At 63.1% G+C, this 15,811-nt stretch carries 15 protein-coding genes and 1 rRNA gene; 2 read left to right on the top strand and 14 right to left on the bottom strand.

Annotated features, from left to right (window positions below):
- Positions 1–353: 353 nt before the first annotated feature.
- The 6 genes from QF038_RS22205 to QF038_RS22180 form a co-directional block, all read right to left on the bottom strand.
- Positions 354–1,878 (bottom strand): 16S ribosomal RNA (locus QF038_RS22205).
- 688 nt (positions 1,879–2,566) lie between these two features.
- Positions 2,567–2,872, bottom strand: a complete 306-nt coding sequence (rpsN, locus tag QF038_RS22200) for a 30S ribosomal protein S14 (protein ID WP_009358853.1) — start codon at positions 2,870–2,872, stop codon at positions 2,567–2,569.
- A gap of 2 nt (positions 2,873–2,874) precedes the next feature.
- Positions 2,875–3,042: a 50S ribosomal protein L33 gene (rpmG, locus tag QF038_RS22195; protein WP_013602737.1), complete on the bottom strand. Its 168-nt coding sequence runs from the start codon at positions 3,040–3,042 to the stop codon at positions 2,875–2,877.
- Positions 3,042–3,278, bottom strand: coding sequence for a 50S ribosomal protein L28 (gene rpmB / locus QF038_RS22190; protein ID WP_003798559.1), 237 nt, complete (start codon positions 3,276–3,278; stop codon positions 3,042–3,044). The genes rpmG and rpmB overlap by 1 nt, the downstream gene beginning before the upstream one ends.
- A 254-nt stretch (positions 3,279–3,532) precedes the next feature.
- Positions 3,533–4,294, bottom strand: a complete 762-nt coding sequence (locus QF038_RS22185) for an SGNH/GDSL hydrolase family protein (RefSeq protein WP_307613354.1) — start codon at positions 4,292–4,294, stop codon at positions 3,533–3,535.
- 63 nt (positions 4,295–4,357) lie between these two features.
- Positions 4,358–4,846 (bottom strand): MarR family winged helix-turn-helix transcriptional regulator, encoded by a 489-nt coding sequence (locus tag QF038_RS22180; RefSeq protein ID WP_091424190.1) that lies wholly within the window; start codon positions 4,844–4,846, stop codon positions 4,358–4,360.
- Positions 4,847–4,908: 62 nt separating this feature from the next.
- On the opposite strand from QF038_RS22180, the gene QF038_RS22175 reads away from it, so the two are divergent.
- Positions 4,909–5,196 carry a YciI family protein gene (locus QF038_RS22175; protein ID WP_307613353.1) on the top strand — a complete coding sequence of 96 codons (288 nt, stop codon included), beginning with the start codon at positions 4,909–4,911 and terminating at the stop codon, positions 5,194–5,196.
- Here QF038_RS22175 and QF038_RS22170 read toward each other — a convergent pair.
- The 7 genes from QF038_RS22170 to QF038_RS22140 form a co-directional block, all read right to left on the bottom strand.
- The gene (locus QF038_RS22170) at positions 5,193–6,038 is read right to left on the bottom strand and encodes an SGNH/GDSL hydrolase family protein (protein WP_307613352.1); all 846 of its coding nucleotides are present in this window, start codon (positions 6,036–6,038) and stop codon (positions 5,193–5,195) included. The two genes, QF038_RS22175 and QF038_RS22170, sit on opposite strands and share 4 nt — an antisense overlap.
- Before the next feature lie 131 nt (positions 6,039–6,169).
- Entirely contained in the window at positions 6,170–8,377 is a 2,208-nt protein-coding gene (locus QF038_RS22165; protein WP_307613351.1) for a DNRLRE domain-containing protein, read from the bottom strand.
- A 570-nt stretch (positions 8,378–8,947) separates the two neighbouring features.
- Positions 8,948–10,000 (bottom strand): siderophore-interacting protein, encoded by a 1,053-nt coding sequence (locus tag QF038_RS22160; protein ID WP_307613350.1) that lies wholly within the window; start codon positions 9,998–10,000, stop codon positions 8,948–8,950.
- Positions 9,997–10,812, bottom strand: coding sequence for an ABC transporter ATP-binding protein (locus QF038_RS22155; protein ID WP_307613349.1), 816 nt, complete (start codon positions 10,810–10,812; stop codon positions 9,997–9,999). Before QF038_RS22155 ends, QF038_RS22160 begins: the two co-directional genes overlap by 4 nt.
- Position 10,813: 1 nt before the next feature.
- Positions 10,814–11,884 carry an iron chelate uptake ABC transporter family permease subunit gene (locus QF038_RS22150; RefSeq protein ID WP_307613558.1) on the bottom strand — a complete coding sequence of 357 codons (1,071 nt, stop codon included), beginning with the start codon at positions 11,882–11,884 and terminating at the stop codon, positions 10,814–10,816.
- Positions 11,885–11,907: 23 nt separating this feature from the next.
- Positions 11,908–12,984, bottom strand: a complete 1,077-nt coding sequence (locus tag QF038_RS22145) for a FecCD family ABC transporter permease (protein ID WP_373461668.1) — start codon at positions 12,982–12,984, stop codon at positions 11,908–11,910.
- A gap of 25 nt (positions 12,985–13,009) precedes the next feature.
- Complete coding sequence (locus QF038_RS22140; protein WP_307613347.1) at positions 13,010–14,101, bottom strand: iron-siderophore ABC transporter substrate-binding protein; 1,092 nt, start codon at positions 14,099–14,101, stop codon at positions 13,010–13,012.
- Between the two features lie 378 nt (positions 14,102–14,479).
- On the opposite strand from QF038_RS22140, the gene QF038_RS22135 reads away from it, so the two are divergent.
- Positions 14,480–14,974 carry an FBP domain-containing protein gene (locus tag QF038_RS22135; protein WP_307613346.1) on the top strand — a complete coding sequence of 165 codons (495 nt, stop codon included), beginning with the start codon at positions 14,480–14,482 and terminating at the stop codon, positions 14,972–14,974.
- A gap of 125 nt (positions 14,975–15,099) precedes the next feature.
- On the opposite strand, the gene QF038_RS22130 is transcribed toward QF038_RS22135, so the two are convergent.
- Positions 15,100–15,672, bottom strand: a complete 573-nt coding sequence (locus QF038_RS22130) for a hypothetical protein (RefSeq protein ID WP_307613345.1) — start codon at positions 15,670–15,672, stop codon at positions 15,100–15,102.
- Positions 15,673–15,811: the final 139 nt, after the last annotated feature.

Below are 15,811 nucleotides of genomic sequence, written 5' to 3'. Positions count from 1 at the left end.
ACCCCAAACCACACACCCCACACACACAACATGCATGACCGGTGCAGCCAGGAAAACCAGAAACAAACAAACCCGGAAAACCACCACGACCAAAACCGCAGCAACCCCCGGCCCTGTTGCCTCAGGACCCAACAGTGTGCCAAACACTAAACCACCCAACCCCGCTCCCGCACCGTTCCAGGACACCCAAAGGCATCCGTACTAGACAAGGAGAAGAACAAGCAGCCGCTATTTGTTGATATTCCACCCTTGAGCACCCGCCGCAGAACTTGCGTCTGCGCAACGGGCATATACTCCTGACAAACCCCCACCACCACATACGCGGCAGCAAATGATCTGTAGGTGCTCCTTAGAAAGGAGGTGATCCAGCCGCACCTTCCGGTACGGCTACCTTGTTACGACTTAGTCCCAATCGCCAGTCCCACCTTCGACAGCTCCCTCCCACAAGGGGTTAGGCCACCGGCTTCGGGTGTTACCAACTTTCGTGACTTGACGGGCGGTGTGTACAAGGCCCGGGAACGTATTCACCGCAGCGTTGCTGATCTGCGATTACTAGCGACTCCGACTTCATGGGGTCGAGTTGCAGACCCCAATCCGAACTGAGACCGGCTTTTTGGGATTAGCTCCACCTCACAGTATCGCAACCCTTTGTACCGGCCATTGTAGCATGCGTGAAGCCCAAGACATAAGGGGCATGATGATTTGACGTCGTCCCCACCTTCCTCCGAGTTGACCCCGGCAGTCTCCTATGAGTCCCCACCATCACGTGCTGGCAACATAGAACGAGGGTTGCGCTCGTTGCGGGACTTAACCCAACATCTCACGACACGAGCTGACGACAACCATGCACCACCTGTAAACCGACCGCAAGCGGGGCACCTGTTTCCAGGCGTTACCGGTTCATGTCAAGCCTTGGTAAGGTTCTTCGCGTTGCATCGAATTAATCCGCATGCTCCGCCGCTTGTGCGGGCCCCCGTCAATTCCTTTGAGTTTTAGCCTTGCGGCCGTACTCCCCAGGCGGGGCACTTAATGCGTTAGCTACGGCGCGGAAAACGTGGAATGTCCCCCACACCTAGTGCCCAACGTTTACGGCATGGACTACCAGGGTATCTAATCCTGTTCGCTCCCCATGCTTTCGCTCCTCAGCGTCAGTTAATGCCCAGAGACCTGCCTTCGCCATCGGTGTTCCTCCTGATATCTGCGCATTTCACCGCTACACCAGGAATTCCAGTCTCCCCTACATCACTCTAGTCTGCCCGTACCCACCGCAGATCCGGAGTTGAGCCCCGGACTTTCACGGCAGACGCGACAAACCGCCTACGAGCTCTTTACGCCCAATAATTCCGGATAACGCTTGCGCCCTACGTATTACCGCGGCTGCTGGCACGTAGTTAGCCGGCGCTTCTTCTGCAGGTACCGTCACTTTCGCTTCTTCCCTACTGAAAGAGGTTTACAACCCGAAGGCCGTCATCCCTCACGCGGCGTCGCTGCATCAGGCTTTCGCCCATTGTGCAATATTCCCCACTGCTGCCTCCCGTAGGAGTCTGGGCCGTGTCTCAGTCCCAGTGTGGCCGGTCACCCTCTCAGGCCGGCTACCCGTCGTCGCCTTGGTAAGCCATTACCTCACCAACAAGCTGATAGGCCGCGAGTCCATCCAAAACCACAAAAAGCTTTCCACCAACCACCATGCGATGATCAGTCATATCCGGTATTAGACCCAGTTTCCCAGGCTTATCCCAGAGTTAAGGGCAGGTTACTCACGTGTTACTCACCCGTTCGCCACTAATCCCCGGTGCAAGCACCGGATCATCGTTCGACTTGCATGTGTTAAGCACGCCGCCAGCGTTCATCCTGAGCCAGGATCAAACTCTCCGTTGAAGTAAAACAAAAACGAACACAACCAAGAAACCACGGGAAAACGCGGAAACCAGGCTGCAAAATTTGAAACCAGCTGTAAAAACCAGACCCACCCACAGGGGCGGACAAGCCCGGTCAATTCAACCAATCACTAAAACAATTGGTATCAACAAACTTGGCACACTATTGAGTTCTCAAACAACAGACACACCCGGCACCACCACAACTTCACAGTCGCGGATCGCTCCGGAGCAACTTTTCAAACTTACCCGACCCGCCACCCCAATGCAAATCCATGTTCCAGGATTTTCATCGGCGGGAAGATCGTCCCCACCTCTTCTGCGGTCCTCAAAGGCCCTGCCAGATTTGGTCTTTATTTTGGGGGTTTTGGCCGCCCGCGGTAACCAGCTCTTCGCTGTCTCCCCCGCGGCGACTTAGAAAACAATACACCTCCTCCGGCACCACCGCAAATCCCCTCCTGAAGGGGTCGCAGGCCCCGGGATTCCGCGCCAAAAGCCGGATGACGGCACCTCAGCAGCCACGCGCCGTCGTACTTCTTTTCTGTGTGCTGCACCACTGCCCGGATTTCGACAGGCTCAATCACCGGGCGTGGCGGGAAGCCGCAACACCAGGCGACTTAAACAGCAGAAGGGCCGGCAACCGTAAGGTTGCCGGCCCTTCTCAAGCAGCTGGTATCAGCAGGGCTGGATTACCAGGAAGACTTGGTGATGCCCGGGAGTTCGCCCTTGTGGGCCATGTCGCGGAAGCGGACACGGGAGATACCGAACTTCTGGAAGGTACCGCGGGGGCGGCCGTCGATGATGTCGCGGTTACGCAGACGGATCGGGGACGCGTTGCGGGGCAGCTTCTGCAAGCCCAGGCGGGCTGCTTCGCGTGCTTCGTCGGTTGCGTTTTCGTCAACCAGGGTCTTCTTCAGCTCGAGGCGCTTTGCAGCGTAACGCTCAACGATGACCTTGCGCTGCTCGTTGCGAGCAATCTTGGACTTCTTAGCCATGTTTAGCGCTCCTCTCGGAATTCGACGTGCTGGCGGATCTTGGGGTCGTACTTCTTCAGAACCATGCGGTCCGGATCGTTACGACGGTTCTTGCGGGTTACGTAGGTGTAACCCGTGCCCGCGGTCGACTTGAGCTTGATGATCGGACGTACGTCCTTGTCCTTAGCCACTAGAGCTTCACCCCACGAGCGAGAATGTCGGCGACGACAACGTCGATGCCGCGTACGTCGATGGTCTTGATGCCCTTTGCAGATACCTGCAGCGTGACATTACGGCGCAGGGACGGAACCCAGTAGCGCTTCTTCTGAATGTTCGGATCGAACCGACGCTTGTTGCGGCGGTGCGAGTGCGAAATGCTGTGCCCAAAGCCCGGCTCGGCCCCGGTCACTTGGCAGTGTGCTGCCATGACTTCTCCTCAAGAATTGAAAGTAATGATCCGCATATCTGCTGCTGGACCATGCTGCTAAGGGCGACCCAAAAGTGAAGAAGGGCAACGGTTAGTCACGCAACTTGAGCCCCTAACTACCGGCCACCCTGGAGAATTTACCGGGCAACCGGAGCAATTGCGCACGCTCCGCGCACTTAGCGCCTACCAAGTCTACGAGTTCACGCAATTAAAGACCAATCCGGCGCCTGAGGGTGTATAAGAGGCCGCTTCCGTTAGAGCCGTGTCAGCTGCGGATACCTGGGCTGCAGGCCGTCGCCGGAGGACTTTCCGGTAACCCTGCGGACAACCCAAGGACCGGCGTACTCGCGGAACCAGCGGGCATTCGCGCGGATGGCGTCCAGGCCGCTCAGCTCGGGAACAGGGGTCATGGGCGGGACGTCGATGGAGTGGTCATGTTCGAGGACGTCCAACACACGCTTGGCCATGTTCGCGTGCCCGGCAGCCGACATGTGCATGCGGTCCTGCGCCCACATGCCCCAGTCGTAGTACTCGCTGAAGCGCCAGTAATCCACCAGCAGGGCGCCATGGTCTCCGGCGATGCCGCGGACCAGTTCGTTGTAGATGGCTGTCCGCCCGCGCATGGTGCTGAACACCTTGGAACCCCGCGCGTCGAAGCCGGTAAACATCACCACAGTGGCGCCGGTAGCGCGCAGTTTGGCGATGGCGTCGTCGTACTCCACCAGGAGGTCGTCAATGTCGATCCGGGGCCGGAGGATATCGTTGGCACCCGCGTAAATGCTCACCAGGGTGGGATTAAGTTCGACGGCGGCGTCCACCTGCTCAGCCAGGATCTGGCGGAGTTTTCTGCCGCGGATGGCGAGGTTGGCATACCCGAAGCCCGGGTCCGGGGCGCCGAGTTGCTCAGCTACGCGGTCTGCCCAGCCGCGGACGCCGTTGGGGCGGGTGGGATCCTCGTCGCCCACGCCTTCGGTGAAGGAGTCACCAAGGGCTACGAAGCGGGTTGTGACATCCATCCCGCCAGTTTGCCATCCGTTGCTGGGGGCAACCAAGTTCCCTGTGGTTCCCGGCTTGGCTGGCTACGCGCCCGGGGTTTCGCGCAAAATCCAGTGGTCCGAGTCCAGCCGGCCCACTACCTTCTCGCCGATCCGCGCCAGATCCTGGACGTCCTGCTCCGTGAGGGCGTCAAGGAACAAATCCCGCACAGTCTCAACATGCCCGGGTGCGAGTCCCACGATGGTCGCCATGCCTTCCTCAGTGAGGTGCGCTGTTGTCACGCGGGCATCGTGCGGGTGCGGCCGGCGTTCCACCCACCCCCGCTTCTGCAGCTTGGTCACCACGTGCGAAAGCCTCGACAGGGAAGCGCTGCTGCGGGCGGCCAGCTCGCTCATTGGCAGGAAACGCTCCTCCGCCTCGGAGAGCATGGCCAGGACGGTGTAATCGAAGAGGGACAGTTTTCCCGCTGCATGGAGCTTCGTATCGAGGGCCGCCGGCAGCAGCGTGTTGATGCTTACCAGGGCCAGCCAGGCACGGCGTTCGTCGGCGTTAAGCCAGCGGGGTTCGGTCATGTGTCCATTCTACGGTGGGTTGATCCTTCAAGTAGCGACACCGCGGCCGGTAGGCTGGGCCCATGTATGTTGTCTCCCTGAGCTACCGGGTTCCGCAGGACATCGTGGACTTCCACAACGATGCGCATATCGCCTGGCTACAGAAAGCCTTTGACGACGGTGTTTTCATCGCCGCCGGGCGCAAGGTACCGCGGACCGGCGGCTTGCTGCTCTCCCGGGCCGACCGCGAAACCCTTGACGCCAGCCTGGCTCAGGACCCGTTCTACACGAACGGCGTTGCCGAGTTCGAAGTAGTGGAGTTCCACGCCGGCAGAGTGGCCCCCGGTTTTGAGAACCTGCTGGACAGCTAAGACTCCTGCACGGCCCCAACCTGCTCCCGCACCAGTTTCTTCAGGCCGCCTTTCCGGGGTACCTTGACCGGTTCCGGCCAGCGCGGAGTGAGGGTATCACCCAGCGTGACGCCCCGCAGTTTGCGGCTGAACAGCGGGAGGACCCAGTCGTGGACCCAGCGCCGCTGGCGGAGTTCCCACTCGCGCAGGCCCAGCCTGGGCGGCGGCTCCCAGTCCCGGGGTTTGATCTTGTGCGGCACGTCCAGCTGGTCCAGCACCTGGCCGGCCAGGTATTTGTGCCCGGCCTTGGACATGTGGAGCCGGTCCGAGTCCCACATCCTGCGGTCGTGGAAGGCGTCCAGGCACCAGTAGTCCACGAGGACCGCGTTGTATTTTTCGGCGATGGCCCGGACCCGTTCGTTGTAGAACGTGTTGCGCTTCTTCAGCGGCTCGAGCAGTGCTGAAACCTTGACGTCGAATCCGGTGAAGAGGACCACCGTGGCGCCGGTGCCGGCGAGTTGGGCAACAAGCTGTTCGTAGTCCGCCATGAGCGCTGCCATGCCGGTCTTCAGGTCCAGGATGTCATTGCCGCCGGCGTAAAGCGTCACCAAGGCAGGCCGCATCCGCAGCGCCGGCTCCAGTTGTTCACCGATAACGTGCCGGAGCCGCCTGCTCCTGATTGCCAGGTTGGCGTACCGCCACCCAGGCTGCGCTTTCGCAAGCTTCTCGGCCACCCTGTCGGCCCAGCCGCGGACGCCATTGGGCAACCGCTCATCCCGGTCGCCTACCCCTTCGGTGAAGGAGTCACCCAGGGCTACAAACACCCGCCGCCCGGATTCAGGAAGCAAGGATTCACGCGCCACCGCTCCAACCTAACTGCACAAAGGAAAGCAAGGGCGACGCCGGGATGAACAGTTAGAAAGCTGGCGCCGCCTTTTAGGCGGCGCCAGCTCGGCTCGAATCCGTCACCCCTGCCGTCGGGAACGGCTCGTCATCATGGTGTCCGGGACCCGCTGTCCGTCTGCATACCTCCGTGGACCGGACGGAATTCCCAGGTGTAGGAGCCATCCGCTTTCAAGCTCATCCTCAGGTGGCCCCAGGTGTCGCTGAACTTCCGCTGGATGTAGGCCGGGTCGCTGGTGAACGAGCGCAGACCAATGCCGCCAGTGGAGACCTGGAACTGCTGCATGCCGTCCGGTACGCATTGGTCCGCGTTGTTGACCGGGCAGGTCCGCTCATAGTTGTGCTGGGAGCCGGACAGCAACACTTTCACCCGGTTGTTCCAGAACATGTCGATCCAAGGCTTCGCCTGGGTGAATCGCGTGTGGCTGGACGTGTTGGACGTGAAATAGGGGTCATGGTAGAGGACGGCCAGATGCTTCCCCGCCGTCTTAGCCGCCTTCAAGTCGGCGTCCATTTCCGCGGTCATAGCCTGTGCCCGGGACGCGTTGTACCGCCACGTCGCCGTGGGCGCCACCAAAATATGCCAGTTCCCCTTATCGAACGAATACCACTCCAGCCCATCCTGGAACCGGCCCAAAGTGGTGCTGGTAGCCGACTTGGTGGTGTTGACGCATTGGCCGTCCATGAACCGGTCCACGTCATCATTCACACCTGGCTCCAGATCGTGGTTCGGGCCCGCGGTCCAGTACGTCTTGGCCTTCAACCCGCCCCACAGCGTGTTCCACGCCCCGAGCGACGAGCAGGTCCCCTTGTCGTACTGGAAGTCGCCGATGGCGAGGAAATTATCCAACGAACCATCGTTGAGGCCGCCAATGATGCTGGCAGCGTTCTTACCGGACGCCGAGCTCGTCGACGTATTTCCTGAAGGGTTCATGTCGCCAACGGCGGCGAACTCGAAAGAATCACCCGACGGCGGAGTGGTCGGGGCCGGCGTCGGGGTCGGCGTCGGGCTGGGACTAGTCGCGCCTGCTGCCCGGTAGACACGTACCCAGTCCACGCGCATTTCCCCGGCACCGTCAGCAGTGGAATCCGGGAACCAATCCAGCTGCAGCGTCTGATGCATGCTGCCTGGAGGCTGATGGGTCGGATCGTTGTCCTCGAACCACTTCACGCCATCCACGTAACCGACCATCCCGGCGGGGGACCAGTCCACTGCGTAGTTGTGGAACTGGGAAACGTCCAGCGTCTTGCTGGCCATGGTCTGGGAGTTACTGCAGGAGAAGTGCTGGAAGAACTTGATCATGTTCCAGTCACCCGTTGTCTCCGCGAAATCCACTTCGCCGTCGCAAGGCCAGTTCCCGCTGTCCGGCCACAGGATCGAAACCATGTGGTACTCATTGTCGCCCGACCCGGCGGCGCGGACCTCCCACCTCCCGTACTTCTGCCGGGCGAACTTCGCCGACATGCCGGCGGTGGTCCCGTCCGGTGTTCCGTTCATAACCATTTTGGAGCCGTCCACTTTTACCTGCCCCGGACTGCGGATGCCTTTGCCGGCGTGCCCTGCGCTGTTGTACACGCTCCATTTGGTTGTGTCCGGGACTCCGGTGTAGTTGAACTCGTCCCCGGCGACGGGTGCGCCCCAGTTCTGCGTGGTAGCAGCCTGGACCCCGCCCGGATCAGTGGGTGCGGGGGTTGGCGTCGGGGTGGGGGTCGGGGCCGCTGTGTCAGCCGCAGTGGTGACCACCAGCTTTGGGCGGAGTGCCGCGTCCAAGGCCTGGTTCGATTTGAAGCCCAGCCACTTCTGCGCGCTGGATTCCAGCCTGAAGTTCTGCAGACCGCCAGTCGCCGTGACTCCCTTTGTAACGTCCCATTCCACCCAGGCGCCCGTGGCGAATCCGCCGGTCTTGCCCAGCCAGGTCCCGCGCGCTGGTGCGTTGTTCCAGGTGACGCCCGTTTCGGTCCATGTGCCGCCCGTGGTGTAAACGTCCACAAACTCAGTCGATGTTGCTGCGGCCTCCGAGTATGCCCGCAGCTTTGCCGAGACGACGTGTTCCCCGGCGGGGACCTGGACGTTGAACCGCAGCAGACTGTTGCGCGAGATGCTGGTCCGGCCCTCCGTGGACCACCGGACGCTGGTCCCGAAGTTTTCCGTTGGCCGGTCGGCCTGAACGTAACTGTCGGCGGTCGGCGCGAAGGTTAGCGCTCCGACCGCGTTCGCCACGCTGCCCACGACGGCAAAGGAAACGAGCATGACTAAAAGTGTCAGGACGGAAATAGCCGGCCGCAGGATAGTTTTCATGGAATGAGACCTTAATGTTCCAGTTGAAATATCCGAAGCATACGCTTGTCACACCCTGTGACATAGCACTTGCCGGTCTGGCGATTCTTGAGAATGTGTGTTAACCGGCGTGCTGGTAGGTGACATGCCGCAGCAGCTTGCTCCTCATCGCCACGTGCCGTACTTCACCCCAGCTGTGCCTTGGCAAGCGGGCCAAAGAACAGCAAGAACGACGCCGGAATGAACAGCAAGTGAGCGGGCGTCTGCATTCAGGCAGTCAAAAGTGAGCGGGCGTCTGCCTGAATCCGGTCAAAGTGAGCGAGCGTCTGAGAAAAAGGAGCAGGATCTGATGGAGCGTTGGGAATTAGGCGGCAGTATCTGATGGAGCGTTCGGGATTAGGCAGCAGTATCTGATGGAGCGTCATCAAGCAGCCGGAAAGGTGACGTGCAGATAAACCGTTACTGGCGGCTTGCGTACGGTGAAAAGCGAGCGGGCGTCACAGGAGGGGCGGCGGGAGGGACATCCGGCAGCGTGCGTCTAAGCGAGGAACGAGCGAGCACGCAGAGGATGTGCCTCCCGCCGGCCGAGATCTAGCCCTCGGCTTTGCCCTGGCGCCAGTAACCCATGAAGGCAACCTGCTTCCGGTCGATCCCGACGTCGCGCACAAGGTACCGCCGCATGTCCTTGATGACCCCGGCTTCGCCGGCGATCCAAGCGTAGAAGGGCATGGCCCCGGCGGGCATGTCGGGGTTCTTGGTGGCCTGGATTTCGGCGGTTTCCATCCGGGCGGGGGTCTCCCAGAGGATGTCCTCGTCCACGTTGACGTCCTCGGGCTCGGGACCTGCGCCGCCGTCGGCCGCTTTGATGCCAACCCAGCCGGGCACAGGCACTGCCTTGCGCACGGCCTCCTGGAGCAGTTGGCCGTGGGGGCGGGACCGCCCGATGGAGGCGCCGCGGGCGAGCCAGGTGATTTCGACGTCGGCGGGTGAGGTCAGTTCGAGGAAGTCGCCGGCTTCGGGGACTTCCAGGAAGGCGTGCCCGGTCATGTACTCGGGCAGGCTTGCCAGGATGGCGGAGATGGCCGGGATGGCGGTTTCGTCACCGGCGAGCAGGATGCGCTGCGCCAGTCCGGGGCGCCATTCGATGCCGGAGTAGATTTCGGCCGTGACGCAGTGCGCGGCGCGGTTGTTGGGTCCGATGATGGTGATCGCGTCGCCGGGCTTGGCATTGAGGGCCCAGTTAGCGGCGGGTCCCGGATGTGTCTGGGCAGGCCCAGGAGCGTCGAAGTGCATCACGAAGTCCACGTCGATCTCGGGGTACACAGCGTCCAAGCGGGCCTGCCGGACCGTGTACGTGCGCATGGAGCCGCGCACTGCCGGGTCCATGGCCAGCCATTCGCGGTACCAGCCGGCCTCGGCCATCTCGAAGACCGGCAGGGGAAGTGGCGTACCGTCCTCGGCCAGCGACGGGATCATCAGCTTGATCCGGAGGTCAAGGGTGTCGCCGTGGACGCCGAAGTCCCGCAGCGAGTACCCGCCGAAGGTGATCCTGCGGAAGTTGGGGCTCAGTTCCTGCACGGAGGAGACGGTGACCTCGAAGGCCAGGGTCATGGGCTCGGTGGCGGCGATATCGCGGGTCTTCATGAAACGAGCTCCAGTTCGTGGGCAGGGACGTGGTGTCGGCCGATGGGAATGATCAAGGGGGTTCTGGACACGGGGTCCGGGATAACACGGGATTCGAGGCCGAAGACGCTGCGGACCAGCCCCTCCGTCACCACGTCCTGCGGCGCACCGACCGCCACCACCGCGCCGCCCTTCATGGCGATCACGTTGTCCGCGTAACGGGCGGCAAGGTTGAGGTCGTGCAGGACGATGGCCACGGTGGTGCTGCGCTGGCGGTTCAAATCCGTGACAAGGTCCAGGACCTCCACCTGGTGCGCGAGGTCAAGGTAGGTGGTGGGCTCGTCCAGGAGCAGCACCTCCGTTTCCTGGGCCAAGGCCATGGCAATCCATACCCGCTGGCGCTGCCCGCCGGACAGTTCGTCCACGTTCCGCTCGGCGAGGGCCAGCGTTTCGGTGGCTTCCAGCGCCCGCTGCACAGCGGCGTCGTCCTTTTCGCTCCAGCTGCGGAAGAGGCCTTGGTGCGGGTAGCGCCCGCGTCCCACGAGGTCACGGACTTTGATGCCGTCCGGCGCAGTGGGGTGCTGCGGGAGCAGGCCGAGGGTGCGGGCAAGTTCGCGGGCGGGGCGGGAGTGGATGTCCTTGCCGTCCAGGGTCACAGCACCGGACGCCGGTTTGAGGAGCCGGGACAGGCCGCGCAGGAGGGTGGACTTCCCGCAGGCGTTGGCGCCCACGATCATGGTCACCTTGCCCTCGGGGATTTCGACACTGAGTCCGTCCGCCACGCAGCGCTGATCGTATTTCAGCGTCAGGTCCTTGGCGTTGAGTACAGCCACGTCAGGCGTCCTTTCGGTTGGCCGTGACCAGGAGCCACAGCAGGAACGGGGCACCGAGCGCGCCTGTGATCACACCGACCGGCAAGACGGTGCCGTCCAGCAGCAGGGGGGCGAGGTTGGCGGCGGCGTAATCGGCCGCGAGGACAATGAGGGCACCCACCAGGGCCGACGCCGGGAGGCTGGCTTTTCCGGTGAAGCGCCGCGCGATGGGCCCGGACAGGAAGGCGACGAACGAGACAGGCCCGGCTGCCGCCGTCGCCACTGCCGCCAGCGCGACGGCGATGACCACCAGCGCGAGCCGGGTGGCACCTACTTTGATGCCCAGGCCGGCCGCGGCGTCGGGGCCGAGCTCCAGGATGCGCAGGGGGCCTGAAATGGCGGCTACCGCCGGGATGAGGACCGCGAGGGAGATGGCCAGGACGACGGCGCGGTCCCAGTTGGCGGAGTTCAGGGATCCGTTGAGCCAGACAAGGGCGTCGGCCGCAGTCCGGATATCAGCGCGGGTCATCAGGAAGTTGACCACTGCCTGAAGTGCGGCCGCGATTCCCACGCCGGCGAGGATGAGCCGGTTGCCGGCAGCATCGCCGCGGCTGGTTCCGCGCAGGCCGCCGCTGGAGATGGCGTAGATGATGGCCGCGACGACGAGTGCGCCGGCCAGGGCAGCACCGGACACGGCGGCACCGGAAGCGCCGAACACCACGATGGCCATGACGGCGGCTGCGCTGGCGCCGTAGCTGATGCCGATGACGTCCGGGCTGGCCAGCGGGTTGCGGAGCATGGTCTGGAAAAGGGCGCCGGCCAGGCCAAACGCGAGGCCGATCATGGCGCCGATCACCGCCCGGGGCAGCTTGTTCTCCATCACGATAAAGCTGGCGCCGGGAATCTTCTCACCGCCGCTCAGGTGCGCGAAAAGGATCTTGAAGAAGTCCGGGATGGTCACGGTGTAGCTGCCCAGCAGGACGGACACTGCAAAGAGGACCACGACGGCAGCGGCCAGGATGGCGGTCCGGTTCAAACCGCGAGATGGCAGAAAACCCCAATGTTTGGGCGCGGGATTGCTGTTAAGTGTCATCTCGCGCGGAGTCTGGGTGACGCTCACAGTCCGGCCCCCTTGCCGCGGCGGATCAGCCAGACGAACACGGGGGCACCGACCAGGGCGGTCATGATCCCGGCCGGCACTTCGCCGGGCAGCAGCACCACGCGGCCGATGATGTCTCCACCCAGGAGCAGCACCGGCGCCAGGACCATGGAGAAGGGGAGGATCCAGCGGTAGTCGGGCCCGGTGAGGAACCGGACGGCGTGCGGAATGATCAGGCCTACAAAGGCGATGGGCCCGGCAAGGGCCGTGGCCGAACCGCAGAGCAGCACGATGCCGAGGGCGGTGATGGCGCGGACCAGCCCCACCCGCTGGCCGAGGCCGCGGGCGATGTCATCACCGAGGGCCAGGCTGTTGAGGATCCGTCCGGTCAGCAGCACGGTGAGTGCTCCGGCGGTCAGGAACGGGAGTCCGGACAACAGCATGGACCAGTCGCGCCCGGCGATCCCGCCCACCTGCCAGAAGCGGAAGCGGTCCAGGGTGTCCTGGCTGGAGACCAGGATGACGTTCATCAGGGAGTACAGGCCCGCGTTCAGTGCCGCCCCGGCCAGGGCGAGTTTCACGGGGGTGGCACCGTCCCTGCCCAGCGATGCGATGAGGTAGACCACGACGGCGGCGGCGCCGGCTCCGAGGAAGGCGAACCAGATGTACCCGGAGAGTGAGCCGACGCCGAAGACGTAGATGCCCGTCACTACGGCGAGGGCGGCGCCCGCGTTAACACCCATGATGCCCGGATCGGCAAGGGGGTTCCGGGCCACACCCTGCATGGCGGCGCCTGCCAGGCCGAGCGCCGCGCCGGCCAGCAGGCCCAGGACGGTCCGCGGGATGCGCGCGTGGACGACGGCATGGTCGCCATTGGCAGGATCGAAGGCGATGAGGGCTTGCCACACTGTTTCCAGGGGCAGGCCGCGGGCTCCGATGGCCAGGGAGGCCCCGGCAAGCATGGCGAGCACAACGACGGCGGCCAGCAGCCAGGCGGCCCGCTTTCCACTGGAAGCGCCACCGCGGAACAGGGCACGGGCTCCCCCTCCCGGCACGGAAGTGCCGGGAATCCGCGCCTGGTGGGCCGCCGTCATCGTACTTTGCGTCACGAAACTGCTGCTACTTCGCTGCGTCCGCAGCCGTGGCCAGCTCGGGCAGGAACGTGTCGAGCGCCCAAGGAAGGCTCAACGGGGAGGACGCGGAGATTGCCAGGACCAGGCTCTTGTTCGCGTCCGCGACGAAGGCGCCCTTCTTGACGGCCGGGATCTGGCCGAGCAGGGGATCGCTCTTGATGGCGTCCGCATCGCTGGCTACCTCCACTGAGCTGAGGAAGATGTCCGACTCCAGCTCGTTAACCTTCTCGGCAGACCATGGCACGAAGAATTCCTTCGAGCCGGCGGAGGCCTGCTCGGCGACCGGGGCGAGCTTCATCCCGATGGAGGACAGGAATTTCGGCCGGTTGTCATTGGCCGTGTAGATACCGGTCTGGGTGGGGTCCGAGGGAAGGGCGTAGCCGTAGATGAACGTCTTGCCGGCGATCTGCGGGTACTTGGCTGCTTCCTCCTTCACGGTCGCTTCTGTCTCGGAGACGAGCTTGGCGGCCTCGGCATCCTTGCCGAGGGCCTTGCCGATGATGGTGGTGGCGTCCTGCCAGGAGGTTCCGTAGGCCAGCTCAGGGTGGGCTACCACGGGGGCGATCTCGCTGAGCTTCTTGTAGTCCTCTTCGGTGAGGCCGGAGTAGGCGGCGAGGATGACGTCCGGGGTGAGCTTGGCGATCTCGGTGAAGTTGATGCCATCAGCTTCGGAGTACTGGACCGGGGCCTCGTCGGAGCCGAAGCCCGCGCCGAGTTCCTTGAGTGCTTCGTCCTTCCAAGGGGTGGAGCCCTGGTCGTTGCCGCCCCACTCGTTTTTGGGGACACCCACGGGAACAACCCCGAGTGCAATGGATACGTCGTCATTGACCCAGGAGACGGTGGCAACACGTTTGGGCTGCTTCTCGATGATTGTCTTGCCATAGACGTGCTCAATAGTGACCGGGAACTGCGAGCTGCTGGAGCTGGAGGCGGTGGAGTCCGGGCCGGACGTTGCGGGACCTGTGGAACAGGCGGAGAGGGTGAGCGCCGCTGCGGCCAGAACGGCCGTCGCCTTACCGGCTGATTTGAACAGCGTGCGCCGTGTGGTGCTGGGCCCGGGGAAAAGGGGGGAAGTCACAGAACTCCTTAAGTGGCTGAAGCGAACTTAAGTAAGGCTAGCCTACCCTCCAGGCCATTACGCAACGTTTACGTCACTTATTCCTCCCCGTGATGAAGGGCACACTTCCTGCACGCGGCCGCCCCTTGGACACCGTCCGCCGCTTTTGGCAGGATGGCACTGCCGGTGATTGGGCACCGGCCATTGCATCTGAACCACTGCACCCAAGCCCAACGCTTTCGAGATAGGACACCAGGAACGATGTGCATGCAGGCGGCCGGCGCGGCCATTGCTGCCATGGGAAGCGGGGTGGCCACTTTGGCCTGCACCGCGGGGACCTGCTGACCCTTTACACCCATTCCCCGCATCCCGGGGCTCCTATCTTTCGAAAGCTCAGCCATGCAATCAATCACGCCTCAGCAAATCCGCTCGTCCTTCGTTAATGCCAGCCGCTCGGAAGCGGCCAAACTCACCCTGCCCAAGGACTTTGACGAGCTCGACTGGGACAGCCTCGACTTCCTTGGGTGGCGGGACGGAAAAATGCCACTCCGCGGTTACCTGGTAGTACCGGACAGCAAAGGCCTCACGGGCATTATGCTTCGCGCGCCAGAGGGCGGTGCCCGGAAAAACCGCTCAGTACTGTGTGAGCTCTGCCGGGACGTCTTCTCCAAGGAGGACGTCCTCCTGTGGGTGGCGAGGCGCGCCGGCCAGTCCGGCCGGAATGGAAACACCGTCGGAACACTGATCTGCGCAGACTTCCTGTGCTGCGGCAATGTGCGCAAGGAACCGCCGGCCAACGAGATCAACCCGGACCCTGCCGCCGTCGTCCTTCGGCAGATTGAAGGACTGAAGGAACGCACCGCCCAGTTCCTGTCACGGGTGCAGGCCAAATAGCAGCAAGGGGAACCCTCCCCGGGGGGAGGGTTCCCCTTGCCGGGCGTCAGCGGTAGGAGAAGCTCATCAACAAAGCCTTCAAGGTTCGGCCTTCAGCACCCCAGTACCATTCTTTCGCCGCCTCATCATTCGCGAACGGCGCACCCGCGAACACCACGTCTGCGGTCAAAATGCGGCCGCCGAGCATGATGAGCCCGTTTTGCACCTTTCCGTCCGGGGAGACAGGCAATCCCGGCGTAAGCCCCCATACGGTAAGTAGCAGTGCCATCGTTGCGGTCAACAAAGAACGACGAATGGGGCGTCGGAACAGAATGTCCGATCAGCCCTGGTACCGGGTCCGTTTCGAGCACGGTCCGGTTGCCGGAGCCGGCCACCACATCGGCAATTTCGCCGGTGTAGATGCTGACCTGCATCGAGCCGGCGGGATCGGACACCGTTGCAGTGCCCACGAACGGCGAGGCAGATGCCTCGAAGAGCTCCGCATGCCAGCCCTTCGGGTACTGGAACGAAAGCCGGCCATCCGGAAAAGTGAAGGTGACCAGGCTGTCAGTGCCCAGAGCAGGGGGTGCGGGGGCTGTCGCCGCGGGAGCCTGCGCACCGGCGCTTCCCAATGAAGTGCCATCCGCACAACCGGCGAGGGCCAGGACTGCAACGACAGTGAGCGCCATACGGGTGGTGGCGCGATGTGCTGGGCGCATGTGTGCTGCCTTTCAAGGGAAGGCCGTCACACTCCATGGGCGTCAGATGCAGGACCCAGCGTTCCACAAGTACCCGACAGGAGGATGCAGGCGAGTGTTGGTGCCGACCAGCATGCACCAGGACAGCGGCCATCAACAG

The organism is Pseudarthrobacter sp. W1I19, assembly GCF_030817835.1.
Taxonomy (GTDB): Bacteria; Actinomycetota; Actinomycetes; order Actinomycetales; family Micrococcaceae; genus Arthrobacter.
This window is presented reverse-complemented; position numbering and strand designations above follow the sequence as displayed.